Annotated in this window: 18 protein-coding genes and 1 pseudogene; 6 read left to right on the plus strand and 13 right to left on the minus strand. The window is 47.5% G+C overall.

Going from position 1 to position 22895, the window contains the following annotated elements:
- Positions 1-29: 29 nt before the first annotated feature.
- Positions 30-635 carry a peroxiredoxin gene (locus HHX48_RS05685; RefSeq protein WP_191023081.1) on the minus strand — a complete coding sequence of 202 codons (606 nt, stop codon included), beginning with the start codon at positions 633-635 and terminating at the stop codon, positions 30-32.
- A gap of 245 nt (positions 636-880) precedes the next feature.
- On the opposite strand from HHX48_RS05685, the gene HHX48_RS05690 reads away from it, so the two are divergent.
- Positions 881-1075 (plus strand): (2Fe-2S)-binding protein, encoded by a 195-nt coding sequence (locus tag HHX48_RS05690; RefSeq protein ID WP_191023083.1) that lies wholly within the window; start codon positions 881-883, stop codon positions 1073-1075.
- A 15-nt stretch (positions 1076-1090) separates the two neighbouring features.
- Here HHX48_RS05690 and HHX48_RS05695 read toward each other — a convergent pair whose 3' ends face one another.
- From HHX48_RS05695 to HHX48_RS05715, 5 genes and pseudogenes are all read right to left on the minus strand, one after another.
- Entirely contained in the window at positions 1091-3985 is a 2895-nt protein-coding gene (locus tag HHX48_RS05695) for a TonB-dependent receptor plug domain-containing protein (protein ID WP_191023085.1), read from the minus strand.
- Between the two features lie 176 nt (positions 3986-4161).
- On the minus strand, positions 4162-5238 hold the full coding sequence (locus tag HHX48_RS05700) for a FecR family protein (protein WP_191023087.1): 1077 nt from the start codon (positions 5236-5238) through the stop codon (positions 4162-4164).
- Positions 5235-5793 (minus strand): annotated as a pseudogene (locus tag HHX48_RS05705) (RNA polymerase sigma factor). Before HHX48_RS05705 ends, HHX48_RS05700 begins: the two are co-directional and overlap by 4 nt.
- A gap of 176 nt (positions 5794-5969) precedes the next feature.
- Positions 5970-8567, minus strand: coding sequence for a TonB-dependent receptor plug domain-containing protein (locus tag HHX48_RS05710; RefSeq protein ID WP_191023089.1), 2598 nt, complete (start codon positions 8565-8567; stop codon positions 5970-5972).
- 306 nt (positions 8568-8873) lie between these two features.
- On the minus strand, positions 8874-9224 hold the full coding sequence (locus tag HHX48_RS05715) for a Grx4 family monothiol glutaredoxin (protein WP_191023677.1): 351 nt from the start codon (positions 9222-9224) through the stop codon (positions 8874-8876).
- Positions 9225-9598: 374 nt separating this feature from the next.
- On the opposite strand from HHX48_RS05715, the gene HHX48_RS05720 reads away from it, so the two are divergent.
- From HHX48_RS05720 to HHX48_RS05735, 4 genes are all read left to right on the plus strand, one after another.
- Positions 9599-10183 carry a superoxide dismutase gene (locus tag HHX48_RS05720; RefSeq protein ID WP_191023091.1) on the plus strand — a complete coding sequence of 195 codons (585 nt, stop codon included), beginning with the start codon at positions 9599-9601 and terminating at the stop codon, positions 10181-10183.
- Positions 10184-10412: 229 nt separating this feature from the next.
- Entirely contained in the window at positions 10413-12335 is a 1923-nt protein-coding gene (locus HHX48_RS05725; RefSeq protein WP_191023094.1) for a PrkA family serine protein kinase, read from the plus strand.
- 36 nt (positions 12336-12371) lie between these two features.
- Positions 12372-13655 carry a YeaH/YhbH family protein gene (locus HHX48_RS05730; protein ID WP_191023096.1) on the plus strand — a complete coding sequence of 428 codons (1284 nt, stop codon included), beginning with the start codon at positions 12372-12374 and terminating at the stop codon, positions 13653-13655.
- A gap of 1 nt (position 13656) precedes the next feature.
- Positions 13657-15180, plus strand: coding sequence for a SpoVR family protein (locus tag HHX48_RS05735; RefSeq protein ID WP_191023098.1), 1524 nt, complete (start codon positions 13657-13659; stop codon positions 15178-15180).
- Here the strand turns inward: HHX48_RS05735 and HHX48_RS05740 are convergent.
- From HHX48_RS05740 to prmB, 4 genes are read right to left on the minus strand one after another with little or no spacing between them, the layout of a single operon-like run.
- A complete protein-coding gene (locus tag HHX48_RS05740) occupies positions 15177-16130 on the minus strand; it encodes a hypothetical protein (protein WP_191023099.1) in 954 nt (317 codons plus the stop codon). The two genes, HHX48_RS05735 and HHX48_RS05740, sit on opposite strands and share 4 nt — an antisense overlap.
- 14 nt (positions 16131-16144) lie before the next feature.
- Positions 16145-17326 (minus strand): MFS transporter, encoded by a 1182-nt coding sequence (locus tag HHX48_RS05745; protein WP_191023679.1) that lies wholly within the window; start codon positions 17324-17326, stop codon positions 16145-16147.
- Positions 17327-17343: 17 nt separating this feature from the next.
- Positions 17344-18441 carry a chorismate synthase gene (gene aroC / locus HHX48_RS05750; RefSeq protein WP_191023101.1) on the minus strand — a complete coding sequence of 366 codons (1098 nt, stop codon included), beginning with the start codon at positions 18439-18441 and terminating at the stop codon, positions 17344-17346.
- Positions 18442-18444: 3 nt separating this feature from the next.
- Positions 18445-19386, minus strand: coding sequence for a 50S ribosomal protein L3 N(5)-glutamine methyltransferase (gene prmB / locus HHX48_RS05755; protein WP_191023103.1), 942 nt, complete (start codon positions 19384-19386; stop codon positions 18445-18447).
- Between the two features lie 133 nt (positions 19387-19519).
- On the opposite strand from prmB, the gene smrB reads away from it, so the two are divergent.
- Positions 19520-20083, plus strand: a complete 564-nt coding sequence (gene smrB / locus HHX48_RS05760; RefSeq protein WP_191023105.1) for an endonuclease SmrB — start codon at positions 19520-19522, stop codon at positions 20081-20083.
- Positions 20084-20096: 13 nt separating this feature from the next.
- Here smrB and HHX48_RS18925 read toward each other — a convergent pair whose 3' ends face one another.
- From HHX48_RS18925 to gshA, 3 genes are all read right to left on the minus strand, one after another.
- Complete coding sequence (locus tag HHX48_RS18925; RefSeq protein WP_263406918.1) at positions 20097-20219, minus strand: hypothetical protein; 123 nt, start codon at positions 20217-20219, stop codon at positions 20097-20099.
- Positions 20220-20554: 335 nt separating this feature from the next.
- Entirely contained in the window at positions 20555-21190 is a 636-nt protein-coding gene (locus HHX48_RS05765) for a transglycosylase SLT domain-containing protein (RefSeq protein WP_191023107.1), read from the minus strand.
- An 80-nt stretch (positions 21191-21270) separates the two neighbouring features.
- The gene (gene gshA / locus HHX48_RS05770) at positions 21271-22857 is read right to left on the minus strand and encodes a glutamate--cysteine ligase (protein ID WP_191023108.1); all 1587 of its coding nucleotides are present in this window, start codon (positions 22855-22857) and stop codon (positions 21271-21273) included.
- Positions 22858-22895 lie beyond the last annotated feature (38 nt).

The following is a 22895-nucleotide window of genomic DNA, read 5'->3' on the forward strand; positions in this document are numbered from 1 at the left end:
CAACCGGGCTGCATTTTAACAGTGTTCGCTTAGAGTTTATCAGCTTCGCTGGACAGATACTTAGCCACACCTTCCGGACTTGCATCCATACCCGACTTTCCTTCAGTCCAGCCAGCAGGACATACTTCGCCGTGTTCCTCATGGAAACTCAGTGCATCCACCATGCGTAACATTTCATCAATGTTGCGGCCTAATGGCAGATCATTGACGACCTGATGACGCACCATACCCTCTTCATCAATAAGGAACGATCCACGGAATGCTACACCAGCCTCCGGATGCTCAACATCATACGCTTTACAGATTTCATGTTTTACATCGGCAACCAGTGTGTATTTGACCGGGCCAATACCGCCTTCGTTTACCGGCGTGTTACGCCATGCATTATGAGAAAACTGAGAGTCGATAGACACACCTATGACTTCTACACCACGCTTCTGGAACTCTTCGTAACGTTTATCAAAAGCGATCAGCTCTGAAGGACATACAAAAGTGAAATCCAGTGGATAGAAAAAGATAACTGCCTTTTTACCTTTAATTGCTTCGCTTAGTGAAAAAGTATCCACAATTTCACCACTACCTTTGACGGCTGCGGCAGTAAAATCAGGTGCCTGACGGCCTACTAATACGCTCATGCTTTACTCCATAGAAGTATAATTTAGTTTTTATAATCACCCGGTAACATTGCATTCCGGGCATAGGGAATATTGGTCCTTGAACGAAAATTACAACCGCATGCCATAAGGAAAGTTGTAATACAAACAACCTGTGACAAATCAATAGGTTTAAACGTAATACGAAAATTTAAACATCTGAATGCTTGAACCAATCGTAAATAGCAACTATTATCATTCGCAGTGATTTTTAGAGGATCCAGTCGATGTACGTATGCATGTGCTATGGCGTAACTGATAAAGCTATTCAACAGGCGGTAGAAGCCCACGGTGTCGGGAATCTTCGTGAACTTCGTGATGTTATGGAGATTGGCAGCCAGTGCGGCAGATGCATTTCTATGACGCAGGATATCATCGATGCGACGATTATTGATGAGTCGCTGTTCAAAGAAGTTTCTTAACCTGCTCTGTCGTAGTTAAAATATCACTGACACATTCGCATAGTAAAATCCGCCATTAATCCCACTGGGTGAAGTTGGCGGGTATTTAGAACCCACCTCCCCGCGATATGGATTCAGTTCGGGTTGCGCATCAAAAACATTTTCGGTCCCGACTGATAGCGTTGTAGACTCTGTAAGTAGCCAGGTAATCTCGGCATCAAATGTTGTTACCGGACCAGCATAAATGTCAAAGCCGGCCGCCGCATCAAGGTGATCTTCGTAAAAGCTGCCATAATAATTCGCCCGCCATAATCCAGTAATGTTATTCCAGTGATGCTTAACGGTGAAAGTAGCACGGTGTGAGGGCAAATTATCCTCAAGCATACGAATTCTTGAAGGGGTCAGATTAGCTTCAAATCGTGGCTCACCGGAGGTATCGAAGACAGGATACAGTGACACTCGCTCGACCTGCGTATCCGTCCAGTTGTACGCCAGGTTCATGTCATGCAAAAACGCACCGGTTTTTAACTGATAATGCAAAACGACATCAATACCCTGTGTTTGTGTATCAAAATCATTAGTGAAGTACTTTGCTGCCGCATAATTAAGCGCATCATCCTGACCAATCGCCAGCAGCACATCAATGTCTTTCTGAGTCAGTTCGATGGCCGAAGTTGTACTGATCCTGTTCCTCAAATCGATATTAAAGTAATCCACGGTCAGATAGAGGTTGTCGTCAAAAAAAGCGACGCCGCCAAAGCTGTAATTTACAGATTCCTCCGGACTGAGCGCGTCCGCACCCAGCTGAACTGAAATGGGGTGTGTTGGCGGCAACGTAGCCTGATCTTCAAGCCCCTCAGCTGCATAAGCGGTAGTCACGTTGATGACATTACTTTGTCCCACGGTGGGCGCTTTAAAGCCTGTACTCACAGAACTGCGCAGGGCCAGCTCTTCCGTCACCGGTAGTCGTAAAGTCAACTTCCCATCAAACGTGGAGCCGAAGTCTGAAAAGCGTTCTACACGTACAGCCACCCCCGTTTCCAGCGCGCCAAAGGATGTTTCTGCATCAAGATATAGCGCCCAGTTATGCCGGCTCCAGTGACCAGCTGCTGCCGGCTGATAGCCGGGAAACCCGTTAGAGCCAACGCTGAACCCCTGAGACAGTCCGCTTTGTGGATTAAAGGCAAAAGGCCCTGCTTGCCAGGAGGATTCGTCGCCAGCCTGCTGATGATACGTCTCTCTTCGCCACTCTACCCCCATTCCCAGGTTAAACGGGCCGATATTCTGCCAGCCTGGCTCAAACACTTTCGACACATCCAGATTGACCGTTCGTTCAACCTGCGCTACAGCGCCTGGCGAGAACACGGTAGGACTATCAGGCCCTAAAGACGGATTGATGGTATCTGAGAGGGTATAATCAATCTTTGAGTACCCTACCCCGGCGCTGACATCAAACAACCAGTTTGATGCTGTCTCGCCCTTCATACCAAAAAAAGCCGAGGCATCGTTAATTGTCCCACCGAATCGGGGTGTAAATCCGCCAGGGTATCGTTCATTGAACGCAAAGCAGTTTCTGCCCACAGCGGTTTGTTCGTCAGCAATAACCTGATAATCAGGCTGGGTTAACACATTCTGTGAATCAATGGTCACCTGTGGACATGGGATCCCCTGACCAAGCCCATCCAGATCAGCAATCAATAATGAACGTTCATTTTGATACTCGCGGCTAAAAACGCCATCACGCAGATGTGGGTGACGATAATAAAAGCCGCCTTCGATTTTTCGCTGTGCCAGATTCATAAATGCATATAGCTGTTTATCCTGGTCAATAGGATAACCAAAATTGCCTGCCAGCTTGATGTCATGCTCAACATCCAGGGTTCCCCATACCTGAGCCGGATCAGGCACAAACGGGTTCCCCGCATCTGCAAGTGCCGATGCATCTGAACGCTGCACGGTGCGGGAAGTAGGTTGTTGCTGCGTGTATTCTGCGGTGAGGTTCGCAAATCCCGTATCCAAAAGCGGCAGGCCAACATTGCCCTGTAACTGCAGCAGTTGGCCATCAGACTGAAAGTACTGGCCACTTTTCAAAGCGATGCTGCCGCCTTCATTGTCATCCCGCAGCACAAAATTTATAACGCCGGCAATTGCGTCTGACCCGTATTGCGCTGCCGCGCCATCCCGTAATACCTCAACCTGCTTCATGGCACTGGCCGGCAGCACAGAAATATCTGGTCCCTGCGCGCCATCTGACAGCCCGCCCCCCAGAAAGGTGATCACTGCTGAGCGATGGCGACGCTTTCCATTTAGCAGCAATAAGGTGTGATCTGAGGCCATTCCCCGCAGGTTTGCAGGTCGAACCAGACTGGTCGCATCATTAATGGGCTGATCGTTAACATTCAAAGAAGGCACGGATGCAGCAAGCATATCCAGTAAGTTCGCGCCGGATTGAGCACGAAAGGCGTCATCCGTAATGATATCCAGCGGCACTGATGAGGAGGTGACCGTACGCGGTGAACTTCTGGTCCCAACGATGGCGATACGTTCCAGGCCAAAAGCAAGCTGATTGTTTTGCGGATCTGAATTATTTTCAGCAGGGGTTGGCGTTGCAGGCAATTCGCTGACATGCCTGACCGAAAAGGTACCGGTTGCATCGACATGGATGGCCAGCTCAGTGCCTTCCAGTAACTTTTTCAAGCCTTCTTTAAGCGTGAACTGTCCCGACAGCGAGTTGGTTTCAAATTTTTCCACCAGCTCATAATCAAATAACAATGTGGTATCTGCCTGACGCGCAAATTCAGTGAGCGCCTCATCGGCCGATGCAGACGAGATAGAAAAGTCGTAAACAGCCTGCGCCGCTAAGCCATTAAAGCTCACGCACAGGGATGCAAGCACGGGGATGACACGTAACGCGCGCAGGTGTTTAATCATTTCAGATCAGAAGAGCCTGATACAGGCTGAGTTTTTCAGACAATGCTTTACAATTATGTGTATTAATCACGCGCTTAGCGACACTCTTGATACTATTAACGTTGATGCAGTAACAATAATGTCATACTGGCACAGATATTCAGCAAAGAGAATATGCGCGGATAAACTCTTGCCGTTTAACTGCCCTGCTCGCCCGTTGTTGCCTGATAAAGTTCGATCACCAATCCATCGCCACGCTTGTGAACAATATTAAAACTGTTTTTCAAAGCGGCCAATAGTCCGCTGATATCACCCACTTTAAAATATCCGGCCACGCGCTTGTCCAGCAAGCTTTCATCTGTGATTTTAAAGGTGACAGGCGTATAGCGGCCGATCTCCTTAAGCGCCACATCCAGCGGTTCACCGGTAAACACAATCATACCCTGCTGCCACGCCAGGTCTTGTTGCATCACGTCAGGTTTAAGCTTTAGCCGTGCACTGATATCGCCTTTTACCGTTGCTTTTTCGCCGGAAACCAGCAGCTTCTTGTCATGCTGAATATCCGGGTTAATGAGAGCGGTCGCATCACTGGCTTGTTCGGTACTGAGTAAATCCCTCACCAGCACCTTGCCCTCTGTCACCACCAACTCAAAACCATCTTCATCGGTAAGCTGCATATTAAATGCCGTTCCAATGGCAGTAACTGTATTGTTTGCAGCCTGCACAATGAAAGGCCGATAGTGATCATGGGCAACAGTGAAGTGAGCTTCGCCCTGTTTAAGCGTAACCCGTCGTACGTTACCACTGAAATCGGCCTGAATAATGCTATTGGTATTAAGCTGAACTAATGTACCGTCGGCTAACTTTATATCGCGCTGCTCACCAATAGCCGTAGCAACACGTTGAACGGCGTGCGCAGGCCGAGTAGCGTCGTTGGTTAACCAAGGCGTAATCCCAAATAAGGTAAGGCATAATCCCAGAACAACAAATGAAGCCGCTATGGCATGACGGCTTCGATATAAATGACGTCGAACTGACTTGGTGGGGCGCGCTGACATTGCCGGATTGAGTGACTGCAATTCGCTCAGCACACTCATATCATCCCACGTGCCGGCCAGTTCAAATAAAATCCGACGATGCCCCTGGCTGGCGTTCAGCCACTGGGTGAGCGCCTTTTTCTCATCTTCTGACAAACCGCGGTCAATACGGCTTATCCACAATGATGCCTGCTCATAAATCTCGTCTTTGCTGGTAAAGTGACTGATATTGTTCATTGACTTCGAACATCCTGACCTGAACGGCTATCTACCACTGAGTCTGTTTTATCATCGAGTGTAGCCATATACTTTGAACACATCAGCAGACCTTTTGCGACATGCTTCTCTACCGTGCTTTCGCTAAGCCCTACCAGTTCTGCAATTTCCTTTTGCTTCATTCCATATATTTTTTTTAAGCAAAAACACGCGTTTTACATCGGGTGACAACGTCGTCGTTGCCCGACAAAAATGAATGAAACGCTCTTTACCCTCAACATGCTTTTCTAATGTATGACCTACTAAATCGTAGGGTAACGCATCCATATTTTCGATAGGATCGTTGAGTGTGCTGGCGGCACTGGAAATGTGATTTAACGCCAGATTTCTGACTGTCTGCAGCATGTAAGTGCGCTCATACTGAATATCCTGATTCAGTTGCGCTTCGTAGCTTTTGATGAACGCTTCCTGCACGATATCTTCTATATCATCAGGATTCACAATGGAGCTTACCGCTCGCATCAGCTTTCCGCGATATTTGATGAATGTATCTGCAAGAGTGGATTTATCTGACATGTGCCGATATTACGTCGTTTAAAATAACCTGCGCCTGTTACTTTCTATGCAGGCTGAATAAAAAGATTTTCCCCATAGCAGACATAGTGCAGCAGCTGTTGAACAATGTCACCTGGTAACCAGTTAAAATTGCCGGGGTAGAGTGTAAAGAGGGGCCATTGGCCCCTCTTCAGACGCTAGAAAGTATAAATAGCGCGTGCGTAGTAAAACCCACCGTTGATACCTATGGGAGAGGTTACCGGATAAGCCGCACCTGCCACCTCTGTATCATACAGTACGTTCTCATCAGGATACTCGTCCAACGCGTTTTTCGCGCCAGCCACCAGCTGAATGCTTTCACCGATGTAATACCCCACTTCCAAATCCAACGTAATCTCACTGCTGATATCTTCAATTGGCAAACCTGAGTCAAGGTGATCCTCATAGATGCTGCCAAAATAATTCAGACGGCCCAGCAGTCGCCAGTTTTCATTAGTATGCGTGGTAGTAAGACTCCAGCGTGTCGACGGCAGGTTATCTTCCAGCATGCGGATACGCTCTGCAGAGATATTATCTGACGCCTCATCAACTTCAGTCGATGTCCAGTTATAAGCCAGCGAGTATTTGGTATCGCCGCCAAACATCTCGTGGCTGTAGTTTGCTACCACATCCACACCTTCTGTTGTGGTGTCGAAGTCATTGGTAAAGAAACTAACCTCAGAGAAGCTTGATGCGTCACTGACACCCTGGGCTAGAAGCGCCGCAATGTCTTCCTCGGTTAACTTGATTCCCGACGTTGTACTGATTCGATCTGTCAGCTCGATGTTGTAATAATCGGCAGTAAAGAACAAACCGTTATCAAAGTTTGCCACCACACCGAAGCTTAAGCTTTCAGATTCTTCTGGGGTTAGCACGGTACCGCCTTTTTGCACGGAAATCGGATCCGTCGGTGGCAGAGTCGCACGGTCAATCAACTCGCCATCCGTACCAAACGCGGTAGTGACGTTACGTACGTTAGTCTGACCGATAGTCGGTGCCTTGAAGCCGGTCGAGAACGCGCCTCGAAGTGCGAAAGTATCTGTAAGCTGCCAGCGGGCAGAAATTTTACCTTTGGTTGTGTCACCAAAGTCAGAGAAGTCTTCGTAACGTACTGCACCGGCAACCAGGAAACTCTCTGTCAGATACATTTCAGCATCCAGATAGAAAGCTATATTGTGGCGAGATGCTTCACCCTGACTGCGTGCAGATAAACCCGGAAAGCCGTTTGAACCGATACCAAAGCCTTGTGATGCCAGCGGACCGATTTCATACGATGCGGTGTCGCCCGCGAAGCTTTCATAAGATTCATGACGGTATTGAAAACCACCTGCTAAAAACAACGGATCAGCCATACCAATATCAATTGGCTTGGTCAGACCGAGATCAAAGGTTTGCTCAGACTGTGTATATCGGCCAGGTTTAAAGGAAGTCGGCGTAGCCGGCCCTAACGAAGGGTTAACCGTATTTGATATGGCAAAATCGACTTCATTCTGACCAAGGTTGACACTTACGTCATAGCCAATTTCATTAGCCAGCTCACCCTTGGTTCCGAATACCAGTGACATATCGGTGATGGTGCCACCAAAGCGCGGTGTAAAGCCACCCGGGAACAACTCATTAAATGCGAAACAGTTAGCGCCAACAGCCGTGCTGTTGTCAGCAATCAGACCGTAGTCTGCATCATCCAGAACATTGCCATCACTGATTCTGACCGTGGGGCACTGAACACCCGTACCAACCCCATCTAAGTCTCCGACCAGCAGTAATGGGGTACCGTCAGCATCCACACCACCATCGTTCACACCACCACGGGTATGTGGATTACGATAGTAGAATCCGCCTTCAACTTCACGCTCTGCGTAGTTACCAAACAAATAAGCTTCAGAAGAATTACTTAGCTCCATACCCAGGTTGGCAAACAGCTTAATATCGTCTTTGATTTCCGGGTTACCCCAGACTTGAGCAGGATCAGCCACAAAGGTATTGCCCGCTGCAATCAGTGCTGCTGCATCATCTCGCTGTACGCTGCGAGAGGTAGGATCAGCGGTACGGTATTCGGCAGTGAAGTTGGCAAAGCCATCGTCGCCTAAAGGCAGGCCGATATTACCGGAAACCTGCATCATCTCACCGTCGCCTTCATAGTAAGAGCCGTAACGCGCTTCAGCAACACCGCCTTCCGAGGCATCTTTAAGCACAAAGTTAACCACCCCGGCAATTGCATCCGAACCATACTGTGCTGCAGCACCATCACGCAGAACTTCTACCTGCTTAAGTGCAAATGCGGGAATAACAGAAATATCCGGGCCTTGTGCACCATCTGACAGCCCCCCGCCCAAAAACGTGATTACCGCTGAGCGGTGGCGACGTTTACCATTAACCAGCACCAGTGTGTGGTCAGAGGCCATGCCCCGCAAGTTAGCCGGACGTACCAGCGTCGACGCATCATTGATGGGCTGTTCATTAACGTTGAAAGATGGCACGACGGTCTGCAGCATAGAGACCATATCAGTGGACCCCTGATTTTTGAATTCTTCATCAGAGATAATATCAATGGGAACCGGTGATTCTCCCACTGAACGCGGCGCTGCACGTGTACCTACAACCGCAATTTGTTCGACATCTTCAGGTGCTTCCTGAGCGCTTTGCTCTGTTTGCTCCTGAGCCATGGCTGTATTAAATGATAAGAGTGAAATCGCAGCGGATGCTGCAAAGACAGAACGAAGTTGTTTTGCCAGTGGTGACAAAGTTGTTTTCATAAGTTTCCCCGAAGAACATTTTTTTCTTAATGCGGCCTCGTCAGGCATCGTTATTATTTTCAGGCGCAAAAAGATGACGTTTCACTTGTTGTTACAGGCTAAAATTCAAACCTGCGTCTTCGGTTATAAACAGTAAATGGTGGGAAAACAAACAATTCATGCAAAAAAAATTATTTATTTTTCGGGCATGGAGGATTTTAATTTCTGACTTGTCTATGTAGATATTGGCAGTGTTACGCCAACGAATTTAAGTGAATCTCCCGTTCTTCACTTCATTAAAAACCCGGCATCAGCCGGGTCCTTTTTTCACTCTTCGCTTTTTTGCTTTTCAGCCGCTTCTTTTATCAGTGGCTGTAGCTCATTTTGCTGGAACATTTCAATAATGATATCGCAGCCGCCTACCAGCTCACCTTCTACCCATAATTGTGGGAATGTTGGCCAGTTAGCGTATTTAGGCAACTCAGCGCGAATATCCGGATTTTGCAGAATATCAACATACGCAAATTGCTCACCGCAAGACATCAGCGCCTGCACCGCCTGCGCTGAAAAGCCACAACTCGGCAACTTGGGCGAGCCTTTCATATAAAGCAGAATCGGATTCTCTGCTATTTGTTCTTTAATTTTATCAACTGTTGATTCAGGGGTTGTACCTTCCATTAAATCCTCGCTTTCGGTCACGTTTGCCTGAGTATATGGGCATAACGGGTCAGTCTTTCAAGATGCTTGATCATAACATAACCAGCGGCGCGCATCATAGCGGGCCTGCGGTGGTAACTTTTTATGAAATGCGCATCAGCATGTGATCTGAAAGGATATGTGCGGCCTATGAGAATCATATTGAGCGAATAACCCTTTCACCACTGGCAGCGCAACCGACACCGAATTTGAGAAAATTCATAATTTTGTCATTGGGTTATCGAAATTCGCCCTTATATTTTTGGTTAGTTAAGACCGTTGCAGGTTGGTGGCGTGAGGCGTAAACATACCCATCTGCTGACCAGCAAACATTTTCACCAACATGGAGACTCGTAATGGCTTTTGAATTACCAGCATTACCCTATGAAAAGAATGCACTGGAACCTCATATTTCTGCTGAGACGCTGGAATACCACTATGGTAAACACCATGCAACATACGTATCCAAGCTGAACGGCCTGGTTGAAGGTACAGAAAACGAAAACAAGAGCCTGGAGGAGATCATCAAATCTTCAAGCGGCGGCTTGTTTAACAACGCTGCGCAGGTATGGAACCATACGTTTTACTGGAATGGTCTGAGCCCGAACGGCGGCGGTGAGCCAAGCGGTGATCTGGCCGACGCAATTAATGCAAAATGGGGATCGTTCGCTGACTTCCAGGCTGCATTCAACGATAAAGCTACCGGTAACTTCGGCTCTGGCTGGACATGGCTGGTTAAAACATCAGACGGTTCTCTTGATATCGTCAACACTGATGATGCGGAAACCCCGATTTCCGGCAACGAACATACACCGCTGCTAACCGCGGATGTTTGGGAACACGCTTACTACATTGATTATCGTAACGCGCGTCCAAAATACCTGGAAAACTTCTGGGCTGTTGTAAACTGGAATTTTGTAGCAGATAACTTCGCTAAATAAGCTAATTCATTATCTTGTTACCGCAAGCCCGCCCTTGAGCGGGCTTTTATATATCTAAAAAACTATGTAAAACGTTTAATAATTGACTTTTATTGTTTAAAAAAAGTTCAGTTTTTCATAGAACATTTCTTTTCTGCCTATTCCTAAAAAAATTCAAAAAAAATTTCGATTTTAGAAATACCGACTAAGCTGAAAGTATGGGGAGCCGTTTTCTGACTTAGAGGTACTCATGGGTATTTTCGAACATTACCAACAACGCTACGAAGAGAGAAAGCAGGAAGAATTTACTATTCAGGAGTTTCTGGAGATATGTAAGTCCGATCCGATGGCTTACGCCAACTCCGCAGAGCGTTTGCTTCAGGCCATTGGTGAGCCTGAAATGATTAACACATCTAACGACCCGGCTCTCAGCCGTCTTTTCTCTAACCGTATCATTGCCAGGTATCCCGCGTTTAGCGAGTTTTACGGTATGGAAGAATCCATCGAACAGATTGTTTCTTATCTTCGTCACGCTGCACAAGGCCTGGAAGAGAAAAAGCAAATTCTGTATTTGCTTGGCCCGGTGGGTGGCGGCAAATCATCGCTGGCGGAACGCTTAAAAGAGCTCATGCAAAAAGTGCCTATCTACATGCTCAAAGGCTCGCCGGTGAATGACCATCCTTTCTGCCTGTTCGATATTAATGAAGATGGCAATATTCTTGAGCAGGAATACGGCATCCCCAAACGTTATCTGAAAACCATTATGTCGCCCTGGGTCAGAAAACGTCTGCATGAAGCAGGTGGCGACATTACCCAATTTAAAGTGGTGCGGGTTTATCCGTCTATTCTTGATCAGACTGCGATTGCGAAAACGGAGCCGGGCGACGAAAACAATCAGGACATTTCTTCACTCGTGGGGAAAGTTGATATTCGTCGACTCGAGCAATATGCGCAAAATGATCCCGATGCCTACAGTTACTCCGGCTCGTTATGTAAAGCCAACCAGGGCCTGATGGAGTTTGTGGAGATGTTCAAAGCGCCGATTAAAGTGCTTCATCCACTGTTAACAGCCACCCAGGAAGGAAACTATAATCCTACAGAGGGGTTCTCTGCCCTCCCCTTCGATGGCTTAATTCTGGCCCACTCTAATGAGTCTGAATGGCAGACATTCCGCAATAATAAAAACAACGAGGCTTTTCTTGACCGGGTTTACATCGTCAAAGTGCCTTATTGTCTGCGCGTGACCGAAGAGATGAAAATCTATCGTAAGTTACTTGATCACAGCGAACTGAACGGCGCACCATGCGCGCCCGACACACTGGAATGCCTGGCGCAGTTCACGGTGTTGTCACGCCTCAAATCACCGGAAAACTCCAGTATTTACTCAAAGATGCGGGTGTATGATGGCGAGAGCCTGAAAGATACTGATCCCAAAGCCAAGTCCTATCAGGAATACCGCGATTATGCCGGTGTAGATGAGGGGATGGAAGGTTTGTCCACGCGTTTTGCATTTAAGATTTTATCGCGGGTATTTAATTTTGATCATCAGGAGGTTGCCGCCAACCCGGTACATCTGTTTTATGTGCTGGAACGACAAATTGAGCGTGAACAATTCCCGCAGGAAACCGCCGACCGTTATCGGGAGTTTCTGAAAGGCTATCTGATCCCCCGATACGTAGAGTTTATTGGTAAGGAAATTCAGACAGCCTATCTGGAATCTTATTCTGAATATGGTCAGAACCTGTTTGACCGCTATGTCACCTATGCCGACTTCTGGATTCAGGATCAGGAATACAGAGATCCGGAAACCGGACAACTGTTTGACCGTGAGTCGCTTAATGCTGAGCTTGAAAAAACAGAGAAGCCAGCAGGAATCAGTAATCCAAAAGATTTTCGTAACGAGATTGTCAACTTCGTACTGCGCGCTCGCGCCAATAATGGTGGCAAGAATCCAGCCTGGACCAGCTACGAAAAGCTTCGCACTGTAATCGAGAAAAAAATGTTCTCAAACACAGAAGATTTGCTGCCTGTTATCTCGTTTAACACCAAGGGCTCAACCGAAGATAAGAAAAAACATGATGATTTTGTTAATCGCATGACAGAGAAAGGCTATACGCAGAAGCAGGTACGCTTGTTGTGCGAATGGTATCTAAGAGTGCGTAAAGCGTCTTAGCAATATGTTCTTTGTCTGCAGTCAGAGTAGGTGCTTATGGCGCATTTTATAGACCGGCGATTAAACAGCAAAGGGAAGAGCACCGTCAATCGTCAACGCTTTCTGCGTCGCTACAAACAGCAGATTAAAAAAGCGGTATCCGATGCAGTAGGAAGTCGTTCCGTGACCGATTTGGAAAGCGGCGAGCAGATAAGTATCCCGACCCGGGATATCTCTGAGCCCGTATTTCACACTGGTAAAGGCGGTCGACGTGAAGCTGTACATCCGGGAAACGATCAGTTTGTTACCGGCGACCGCATCGACCGGCCGCCACAGGGACAGGGGGGGCCCGGTGACGGTGAAGCCAGCGATAAAGGAGAAGGCGAGGATGATTTTGTCTTTTCTATTTCCAAAGACGAGTATCTCGATTTACTTTTCGATGACCTGGCACTGCCTAACCTTCAGAAAACCCAGTTCGATAAAGTCGTCGATTACGAGACTTACCGGGCCGGGTACCAGACTGATGGCGTCCCCAGCAACCTTGATATCGTTCGTTCACTTAAAGGCTCCGTGGCAAGACGTATCGCGCTGACTGGGGCTGATCGTAAAAAACTGCGGGAACTTGAGGAAGAACTGGCCGCACTTAAAAGTGATAAACACGAAAATACGCTGGCAATTATTGCCCTTGAAAAAGACATCGAGGCATTACGCAAAAAGATCGCTGGCGTGCCTTTTATTGATACCTTTGATCTGCGCTTTAAAAATTATGACAAGCGTCCCGTGCCAACCAGTAAAGCGGTGATGTTTTGCCTGATGGATGTCTCCGGTTCTATGGATCAAGCGACCAAAGACATGGCGAAACGATTCTACATCCTGCTGTATCTTTTCCTAACCCGTACCTATGAAAATGTTGAGGTGGTATACATTCGTCATCACACGCAAGCCAAGGAAGTGGATGAACATGAGTTCTTTTACTCTCAGGAAACCGGAGGAACGATAGTTTCGAGTGCCTTGAGGCTGATGGATGACATAGTCAAAGCGCGTTACAGTGACGCTAACTGGAATATATACGCAGCGCAGGCTTCAGACGGTGACAACTGGGCCGATGACTCACCCTATTGCAAAGACTTGCTATTGAACAGTTTGCTGCCTGTAACCCGCTACTTTGCATACATTGAGATAACAGAGCGTCAGCATCAGAGTTTATGGCGTGAGTATCAGGGGGTAGAAGCGGTATCTGACAACTTTGTCTGTAAACATGTGCAGTCAGTATCCGATATCTATCCCGTTTTTCGCGAATTGTTTTCACGCGCTGAACACGCGGCAGAATCAGGAGCCTGATATGGGAAGTGCTGAGCAAAAATACTCTGCCCCGTTGAGTGACGGGCCAGACTGGACCTTTGAATTAATTGAACAGTACGAACAGCATATTGACAGGATTGCTAAAGACTTTCGTCTGGACATCTATCCTAACCAGATTGAGGTTATTACCGCTGAGCAGATGATGGATGCCTATGCCAGCATCGGTATGCCGATTAATTATACTCATTGGTCATTTGGCAAAAAGTTTATTCAGACCGAACAACAATATCGTCGCGGCCAAATGGGTCTGGCCTACGAAATCGTCATAAACTCCAACCCCTGCATTGCGTATCTGATGGAAGAAAATACCATCACCATGCAGGCACTGGTCATGGCGCATGCCTGTTATGGCCACAACTCCTTTTTCAAAGGCAATTATCTTTTTCAGACATGGACAGATGCTGATTCCATTATCGATTATCTGGTCTTTGCCAAAAATTATATTTCTAAGTGTGAGCAAAAACACGGTGAAAAAGAAGTGGAGGATATTCTTGATTCCTGCCATGCCCTGATGAATTATGGCGTGGATCGCTATAAACGGCCGCAAAAGATTTCGTTACAGGAAGAACGAAATCGTCAGAAGCAGCGAGAAAAATATCTGCAGTCACAGGTCAACGAGCTATGGCGAACATTGCCGGACAACAAAGCCACTGCAACGCCCCAAGCGGTCCGCTTTCCGGAGGAACCGCAGGAAAATCTGCTTTATTTTATAGAGAAAAACGCGCCTTTACTGGAGTCATGGCAGCGTGAACTGGTACGCATTGTCAGAAAGGTTTCACAGTATTTTTATCCACAAAAACAGACTCAGGTCATGAACGAGGGATGGGCATGCTTCTGGCACTATCACATTTTAACGCAGCTGTATGATGATGGTCTGGTGACTGACCGCTTCATGATGGAGTTTTTACACAGTCATACCAGTGTTGTAATGCAACCAGAGTATAACAGCCCCTACTATTCTGGTATTAATCCTTACGCGCTGGGTTTTAACATGTTTATGGATATTAAACGGGTTTGCCAGAATCCTACCGATGAAGATCGTCACTATTTACCTGATATCGCGGGCAAAGACTGGCTTGAAACAGTGCACTTTGCCATGCAGAATTTTAAAGATGAAAGCTTTATCAGCCAGTTTCTGTCGCCCAAACTGATACGCGACTTTAAATTGTTCGCGGTCGAAGATGATGAGCAAAACCCGTTTATCAGCGTCAGCGTCATTCATGATGAATCCGGTTACCGGGCAATAAAGGAAAAACTCTCAGCACAATACAACCTGAGTAACAACGAACCTAATATTCAGATATACAATGTCGATGTTCGCGGTGATCGTTCGCTTACACTGCGATACATCCCCCAAAATGGTATTCCACTGGCAGACTCAAAAGAAGAAGTAATGCGTCACCTGCACCGGCTTTGGAAATTTAATGTCAGACTGGAGCAGGAGATGGAAAATGGTGATATTGAAGTAATCGCCGCGTGTACGAATAAGGCGAAGGTTGCCTAGTTGACGTCTGCTTCCTCACAGACCACCGCTAGGTGCGTACCTTTATGACTGACATGCAAACGGCTCGCGCCCTGCGAGCAATATGCTGAGATGTCGAGCCAGGGTTGCCACGCCGGCGCTATATTCTCAGTAGCCATCACCGTATCGGTGGTTTGGCGGGAGGGCATTTCACTGACCACAGGCTCGCGAAAATCCCAGGCGAGGATGGTATTTTCCACCATAGTCAGTGCTTTACCGCCCGGAGTCCACGCCATGTAATACGCGCTTTCGGGTAGCGTAACCAGTAAGCTTGACTGCTTCACAGCTGGGTCATAGCTCATTAGTGTCCAGGGTTGATTGTCCGGTTCAGGGTTTTTGGTATAGCTGAAAAGCCCGGTATCAGGAATTTGCCAAAGGCTGGGACCAATATTTTTATCCAGTACCACTGGTCGTTTGTCTCGTCCGATGCGCTGCAGCGTATGAGGCTCTCCCAGAACAAACACCAGTGCTTCATTATCGTTTATCCAGACATGATAGCCTATTGGTTCCAAATCACTGAATTTGTGCCCTTTCCCCCCATCAAACAACCATAGCCACTGCTTTTGCTGGTTATCGACCAGTATTGTAGAAAAGCCATCAGCATCGGGCAATGGCGTTGGTGAGTATTCCGAGGTGGCCGTGTAAGTCAGATTACGGTGATAATGATTCACCAGGTTATATTCCATCACGTCCGTTTGTGACGCAGAGCCTGCATCAAACTGCTGAGTATAGTACAGCTTCTGACCTTCGCTGAAAAAATGAGGTTGATTGGTATATGAGTCGGTGTCGGTAATTTTACGCGCCTGCTCAATGCTTGGCATATCATTGTCATAACTGAGGCTAAATAACCATAAATTTGATGCGGCACGCGCCGGTACGGACGATATCAGTATCGCAGTAAAAATAACGCTGCCCAGAGCAAAATTTTTCATTTAGTCCTCACCACTCAGTATCCGCTGTCCATATGTTTTGGCCGCACTAACAATAGCACCAGCGCGCCAGCCAGACAACTTAGCGCAGCAATGGCAAACGTGGTAAAACTATTGGTACCTTCCTGCCATAACTGGCCTGCGCCGAAGTTACCGAATGCCCCTCCAAATCCAAACGCGACCCCGATATACAGGGCCTGTCCGCGTCCATGGTATTGGGCTGGAAGGTAATGATGAATAAAGTGCACTGATGTAGCGTGATTCAGGCCGAAACTCAAAGCATGGATTAGTTGTGAAATCACCACCACCCAGCCACTATCAGCCCACCCTGCCAAGGCGTACCAACGCACTGCGGTCAGTAATAAACACACAATCAGCAGCATCCATACGCCAAATTGTCGGATAAGTCGCTGCGCAATCAGAAAAATACCGACTTCAGCCAACACCCCAAGCGCAATAAGCAGACCGGTTTCCTGACCTGAATAGTTCAGGTCGCGCATGTACAGAGCAAAAAAACCGTAATAAGGCCCAAAACTAATTTGCAGAAGCACCGCGCTGAGCATAAATACCGAAAAAGGGCGTGTTGAGATATAACGCCATAAACTACCTGAGGCTTCATTGTGATTAAGTTTAAGTGACGGCTGAGTGATGAGAAGCGAACTGAAAAATAGGAATAAAAGGATGACCAGGCTGACATAAACCGGTAGCTCCGTGGACGCAATATCCAGGCCCTTGCCAACACCAACCGTCAGAATAATAAAGCCGATACTGCCCCATAAGCGTATTTGCCCATAGCTGGTTTTAGTCTGTGAGACCGACTTCATTGTAATAACTTCCAGTTGCGGAAGTACTGCAGTCCAGAACATCATCATAAGACCAAACGCCAGCGTCAATCCCCAAAAGCCGGATACGAAAAATACCAGGCTGAAGCATAGCGCACTGAGAAAGCAGCCCAGTCGCAGAATCTGTAGCGCTTTACCAGTGCGATCAGCAAGGCCGGCCCATATCGATGGCCCAATTATGCGCGACAGAGTAATTACCGCGAACAGATTCCCAATATCGGCAGAGCTGAAGCCCCGGCCATCTAAAAAAATCCCCAGATAGGGAACGAGGACACCCAACTGGCCAAAGTACAGCCAGTAAGTTACTGCCAGTAAAATAAGATTAGTTCGGGTGTGAGCTTTGCCCTCACCCGACATAAAAGAGGTGGGCACTGTTATTTGTTTGCAGTGATATCAGGTGTTTGACTGGTACACACAGGATTCTGTGCTCTGTGTCTTAAACAATGGTCCATCAGTGTGATCGCCAGCATCGCTTCGGCAATAGGCACCGCTCTGATCCCCACACAGGGATCGTGACGTCCTTTTGTCACGATATCGATTTCGTTACCGTCAACGTCGATGGTTTTACCGGGCACCGATATACTGGAGGTAGGCTTGAGTGCCATATGCACAATCAGATCCTGGCCACTTGAAATCCCTCCAAGCACGCCACCGGCATGGTTGGAGCTAAATCCTTGCGGGGTCAGGGGATCACGGTGTTCGCTGCCTTTTTGCTCGATCACGCCAAAGCCGTCACCAATTTCAACACCTTTTACTGCATTGATGCCCATCATGGCACCAGCAATGTCCGCATCGAGGCGATCAAACACCGGTTCTCCCCATCCTGCTGGCATATTGGTCGCAACGACTGAAACTTTTGCGCCAATTGAATCACCACTTTTTCTCAGCTCACGCATGTATTCATCTAACGCGTCCAGCTTGCTTTCATCGGGGCAGAAAAAGGGGTTGGTGTTGGTAACGCTGTGATCTACCGTCTCAATTTTTACCGGGCCAAGTTGTGATAAATAGCCATGGATCTGAATACCGAACACCTCCGCCAGGTATTTTTTCGCTATTGCCCCGGCTGCAACCCTAACCGCGGTTTCACGGGCGGACGAGCGACCGCCGCCGCGATAATCACGTGTCCCATATTTTTGTTGATAGGTATAGTCAGCATGTCCGGGCCGGAATCTGTCCTTTATATTGGAGTAATCCTGACTACGCTGATCTTTATTATTAATCAACAGGCCAATGCTGGTTCCGGTTGTTTTACCTTCAAATACACCGGATAAAATCTGTACGGCATCATCTTCCCGACGCGCTGTCGTGTAGCGCGATGTGCCCGGCTTCCGCCGATCGAGATCAACCTGAAGGTCAGACTCAGTCAACGTCATTCCGGGGGGGCAACCATCAACCACACCACCTATTGCGATACCATGGCTCTCACCAAATGTGGTGACCGTAAAAAGCTTTCCGAAACTGTTTCCCGACATAAATTACTCCCCCGCCTGCTTATTCCAGTATTCCACCAATATCTCTTTTTGAACGGCAAAAATACCGTGCCCACCATGCTTAAAGGTCAGCCACTGAACATCAAGACCAGCAAAGCGCTGTGCCATATGTACTTCGCTGTTGCCTACCTCAATGAACATCCATCCGCCATCATTTAAATGATTGACTCCTTGTTTCAATAAAATCTCAACAAGGTCCAGTCCATCGTTGCCGGCAGCCAGAGCCAACTCAGGTTCATGGTGATACTCTTCGGGCAAGTCCGCCATATCCTGTGCATCAACGTACGGCGGATTGGATACGATCAAGTCGTAGCGCTGGCCCTGCAAGTTGCTGAACAGGTCAGACTCGATAGGATAAACCCGGTCACTTAGCTGGTGCTCCTGTATATTCTCATCCGCCACGGCCAGGGCGTCGGAGGAAATGTCCACGGCATCGACATGCGCTTCTTCAAATGCATAGGCTAAAGCAATGGCAATGCACCCACCTCCGGTACACATATCCAGGATCATGGCAGGTGCTTTTGACAAATGATCGCTGAAGCGCTTTTGAATAAGCTCGGCGAAAGGAGAACGGGGAATCAGTACACGCTCATCAACATAAAATGGCAGACCACAAAACCATGCCTCGTGAGTAATATAAGGCAGCGGCATTCTGGTTTGGACACGCTTGAGCACGAGTTCTGCGACTTTTTCCCGCTCGCTTCTGGTAAGCTTTGCAGCAAAAAGGCCTTCACCGGTCTGAGCAAGCATGCTCTGAGGTAAGTGCAGGCCATACAGAACAAGAGATACAGCCTCATCCCACGGATTATCTGTACCATGCCCGAAATACAACTCTGCATCATTAAACCGGCTCACTGACCAGCGCACCATATCAAGTATGGTATGCAAATCGTTTATGGCTTCGTCGAGATAAATCTTGTCAGTCATGCTGCCTCAGGTACATCCAATTGGGGAAAACTGGTATCATACCCAAGAATAAGCGGCGCGCCCATGCCTAATTTAATTGGGTCTGGTCCCGGTCGGGATAGCTGCTACAGAGGTATTGGTGGAGAGTTCGTGCATGACAATTAAAAAGCCGGAACAGGACAGCGACGATTTCGACCTGTTTCGTCAGGCATTTGGAAGTGTGAAGCCACTGAAGCAGGATAAAGTCGCGCCAGACCGGCAGGAAAAACTAAAAGCGAAGTCGCGCACCAATACAAAAAGCACCAGGCGAGAACGACAGGTAACAGCCTCGTTTGCATTTTCCGATATGTACCAGGCAGCGCTGCCTGAATCTGGCCCAATGCGATATTGTCGTGACGACGTTTCCAGCCATCTTCTTAAGCAACTGCGTCGCGGTGACCACTATCCTGAACTGATTCTTGATTTACATGGGTTGAATCGTGAGGCTGCCAAGCACGAGCTAAGTGCTCTGCTTCACACGGCACATAAACAGCTTATCGACTGTGTTGGGATTGTTCATGGCATTGGCTCAGGCGTACTGAAAAGCGCCCTGCCTCATCTGTTGATACAGCATCCCCATGTCATGGCATTTCATCAGGCGCCTTTGGAACACGGCGGCCAGGGTGCCTTACTGGTTCTGGTAGAGACAGCCGAACCAACCTTCAATCCTTTTCGTTGAAAGCTGCAAGCTCTTATTCTTCGTCTCGGGTATTGTGTATGATCAGGTAGGTATAATAGCCCATCAAACCAATGATCAATCCTATTCCCAGCAATGAGCCCCAGACAACCGGATCATGTAACATTGATACAAGCATACGTTTCTCCATTTAGGTGTTTCACCATAAAGTATGCTTGAGAATGGGCCCTGACGTAGTGATCGAAATCAATAATATGCATGATTGTAAAGATGGTAAGTACACCAAAAAGCGATGGCGGATGGCGTCGTGTACTCAAAGAGCCAGGTTGCGAATTAAGCTAAAATAGCATTGCTGCCACGGTTCAATAATCAAACAGAAAACATTTCACAATATTTTATTGCAAATAATTCTCATTTACACTAACCTGTATTTGCCTGTTCGGCGTTAGGTGATTAACGGTCTTGGCTTAACGTCGGTGTTGGACGGGTGTGTGGTGCACCCGTCCGACCATTTTAAGAAAACAGTTTCCAGAACCAGCTTTTATCAAGATCTTCCTGACAGCTTTTAAGCTGAGTAGCATAACGAAGCGAGCGCGACTTCACTTTCGCTGCGACCTTTTTCAGCCAGGGCTTCCGGTTGTAAGACTTTCTTTTGTACCCTCCCCACCCTTCGTGATAGTTCAGGTACTGGCTATAGGCGTCCCATTTTGAAGACCCATTGATTTTGTAAGACTTGTAAATAAACCAACCCATAAAGTCCATGGCATCATCAAAATCGTCCCGGTCGGCCCAGCTATTTCCGGTTTCTTTAATATAGTCTCCCCAGGTAATTGTCTTTGCCTGAGAATAACCATACGCCGAACTTACTCGTCCCCACGGAATGAGTCCGAAAAAAACATAATCTTTGGGGGGCAGTGCATCATGTCGGAATGAGCTTTCCTGATACATCATTGCCATAGGCACGTGGATAGGTACGCCCCACTTGTCCCGGGTATCGACGGCTGCGTCATACCAGTCTTCTTTTTCGTAAAAAATGTCGCAGAGATTGCTTGCGTTTTTAGGGGGAGCGGTAGCACAGCCAGTCAAAAAAACTGATAGAAAGGCAAGTGGCCAAAAAAAACTGTGAACTCGTTTGAACTTTTTCAACATCGGGTGTCCAAATTAATGTTCTAGCAAAATGTGTGTTTCCCTGGAACGTTTTTACGCCTGACGCCCTGTCAGGCGTTTTTTTATGCTTGTTCCATAGCGTAGTAATCGCGAATAAAGGTTTCAAAATCTTTATCATCTTCACTTTCGATGTCTTGCTGCGCCTTTAAAGACGCGCGAGCCAGTGCAGCGAAGTCGCTTTCCCGGTGATGAGTATAGGCAAGTTTTTGATAGGTGTCTGCGTATTCTTTTGCTAACAATAACCCCAGAGCAGAGTTATCGGCGTTGTCAGCCAATAGTGTTGACATGATTTGTCCGGACGGTGTTTGCTCCGGATGACATATTTTTTCCCACTGCACGTCGACTGCCCGTGAAAATCTATCCGTGTCATTCGCCTTATCCAGCAGACGAGCAACAGATGCAAACTTGTCGAACAACGTTTTTGCCCAGTCACGCATTTTTACTGGTTGTCCGTTTTCATTCAGCGAAAGCGCAGGATTACGGCCTTCCAGCACAACGGCATCCATATTTTCGCGAGCTTCGGCAATGGTTTCAGGCGTCAATGATTCACTGGGCATCATCAAACAGCAAAGCAGATAAACATCAAGAAAATCCATTTGCTCTGCTGAAATACCCATTGGTGAAAATGGGTCCAAATCCAATGCCCGGATTTCTACATAACTTACTCCACGATTGACCAGCGCATCAGTGGGTTTCTCCAACGGCAACGTAGGCTGTTTCGGACGAATAGGAGAATAAAGCTCATTTTCTATTTGCAGAATATTGTGGCTTAGTTGCTGCCAGTTCCCCTCTTCACCCGCTGCAAATTTAGCAAATCGGGTTGACGGCGTCTGCATCGCCTGTCTGAGCAATCTCACATAATTATCGAGTTCGTTATAGCAAATCTGTAACGCAGACTGCTCTGCATTGGTATAACCTAAGTCGCTCATTCTCAATGACGTTGCATAAGGCAGATAATAGGTCCCTTTACCGACTTTCTCGAACTTCATTTTGTGAGACTTATTATTTAAAAACGAGCTGCACAGCGCAGGTGATGCACCAAACAAATAAGGGATAAGCCAGCACGTTCTTCGATAATTTCTTATCAGAGAAAAGTAATCCTGAGCAACTTGCTCTTTGGTGTGTGCTTGTTTGTGTAACGCCGCCCAGTGAGCCCAAAAGCTCTCGGAGAATGAGAAGTTATAATGCACGCCAGCAATGGCCTGCATCATACTGCCATACCGGTTCTTCAATCCAACACGATAGACACGCTTCATTTTACCAACATTTGACTCACCAAAGTTAGCAATAGGAATACTGTCTTCATCATCGATAAAACAAGGCATACTCATTGGCCACAGCAGCTCGCCGCTGATGTTATCAGAAACAAATTTATGGATGTCCTGAAGCTGCTCTATAGATGTCTGGGCATGCAAGGCCGGCGGAGTGATAAACTCCAGCAGTGACTCTGAAAAATCGGTAGTTATCGATTCATGGGTAAGGGCCGATCCCAATGCTTCAGGGTGGCCCTTTTGCGACAGCGTCCCGTCTTTTTCAATACGAAGCGCTTCCCTTTCCACGCCACGACGACTCTGGGCCAGGCTGTTAATAAATGTGCTGTCACTCAGCGCTTCCAGCCGCTGTTCAAAATTCAGTTGCGTCACAGTCAAATCTTAATCCGGTTTAAAGGGGCTTTCCTACATTGGGA

It is taken from the genome of Salinimonas profundi (assembly GCF_014750655.1).
In the GTDB taxonomy this organism is placed as follows: domain Bacteria; phylum Pseudomonadota; class Gammaproteobacteria; order Enterobacterales; family Alteromonadaceae; genus Alteromonas; species Alteromonas profundi_A.

Bases quoted from the DNA above. Each gene is read 5' to 3' on its own strand.
- HHX48_RS05715 (WP_191023677.1), bottom strand. From the start codon at position 9,224: ATGGAAGGTACAACCCCTGAATCAACAGTTGATAAAATTAAAGAACAA.
- HHX48_RS05725 (WP_191023094.1), top strand. From the start codon at position 10,413: ATGGGTATTTTCGAACATTACCAACAACGCTACGAAGAGAGAAAGCAG.
- HHX48_RS05740 (WP_191023099.1), bottom strand. From the start codon at position 16,130: ATGAAAAATTTTGCTCTGGGCAGCGTTATTTTTACTGCGATACTGATA.
- HHX48_RS05710 (WP_191023089.1), bottom strand. From the start codon at position 8,567: ATGAAAACAACTTTGTCACCACTGGCAAAACAACTTCGTTCTGTCTTT.
- prmB (WP_191023103.1), bottom strand. From the start codon at position 19,386: ATGACTGACAAGATTTATCTCGACGAAGCCATAAACGATTTGCATACC.
- HHX48_RS05700 (WP_191023087.1), bottom strand. From the start codon at position 5,238: ATGAACAATATCAGTCACTTTACCAGCAAAGACGAGATTTATGAGCAG.
- smrB (WP_191023105.1), top strand. From the start codon at position 19,520: ATGACAATTAAAAAGCCGGAACAGGACAGCGACGATTTCGACCTGTTT.
- HHX48_RS05685 (WP_191023081.1), bottom strand. From the start codon at position 635: ATGAGCGTATTAGTAGGCCGTCAGGCACCTGATTTTACTGCCGCAGCC.
- HHX48_RS05735 (WP_191023098.1), top strand. From the start codon at position 13,657: ATGGGAAGTGCTGAGCAAAAATACTCTGCCCCGTTGAGTGACGGGCCA.
- aroC (WP_191023101.1), bottom strand. From the start codon at position 18,441: ATGTCGGGAAACAGTTTCGGAAAGCTTTTTACGGTCACCACATTTGGT.
- HHX48_RS05765 (WP_191023107.1), bottom strand. From the start codon at position 21,190: ATGTTGAAAAAGTTCAAACGAGTTCACAGTTTTTTTTGGCCACTTGCC.
- HHX48_RS05690 (WP_191023083.1), top strand. From the start codon at position 881: ATGTACGTATGCATGTGCTATGGCGTAACTGATAAAGCTATTCAACAG.
- HHX48_RS05695 (WP_191023085.1), bottom strand. From the start codon at position 3,985: ATGATTAAACACCTGCGCGCGTTACGTGTCATCCCCGTGCTTGCATCC.
- HHX48_RS18925 (WP_263406918.1), bottom strand. From the start codon at position 20,219: ATGCTTGTATCAATGTTACATGATCCGGTTGTCTGGGGCTCATTGCTG.
- HHX48_RS05745 (WP_191023679.1), bottom strand. From the start codon at position 17,326: ATGTCGGGTGAGGGCAAAGCTCACACCCGAACTAATCTTATTTTACTG.
- HHX48_RS05720 (WP_191023091.1), top strand. From the start codon at position 9,599: ATGGCTTTTGAATTACCAGCATTACCCTATGAAAAGAATGCACTGGAA.
- HHX48_RS05730 (WP_191023096.1), top strand. From the start codon at position 12,372: ATGGCGCATTTTATAGACCGGCGATTAAACAGCAAAGGGAAGAGCACC.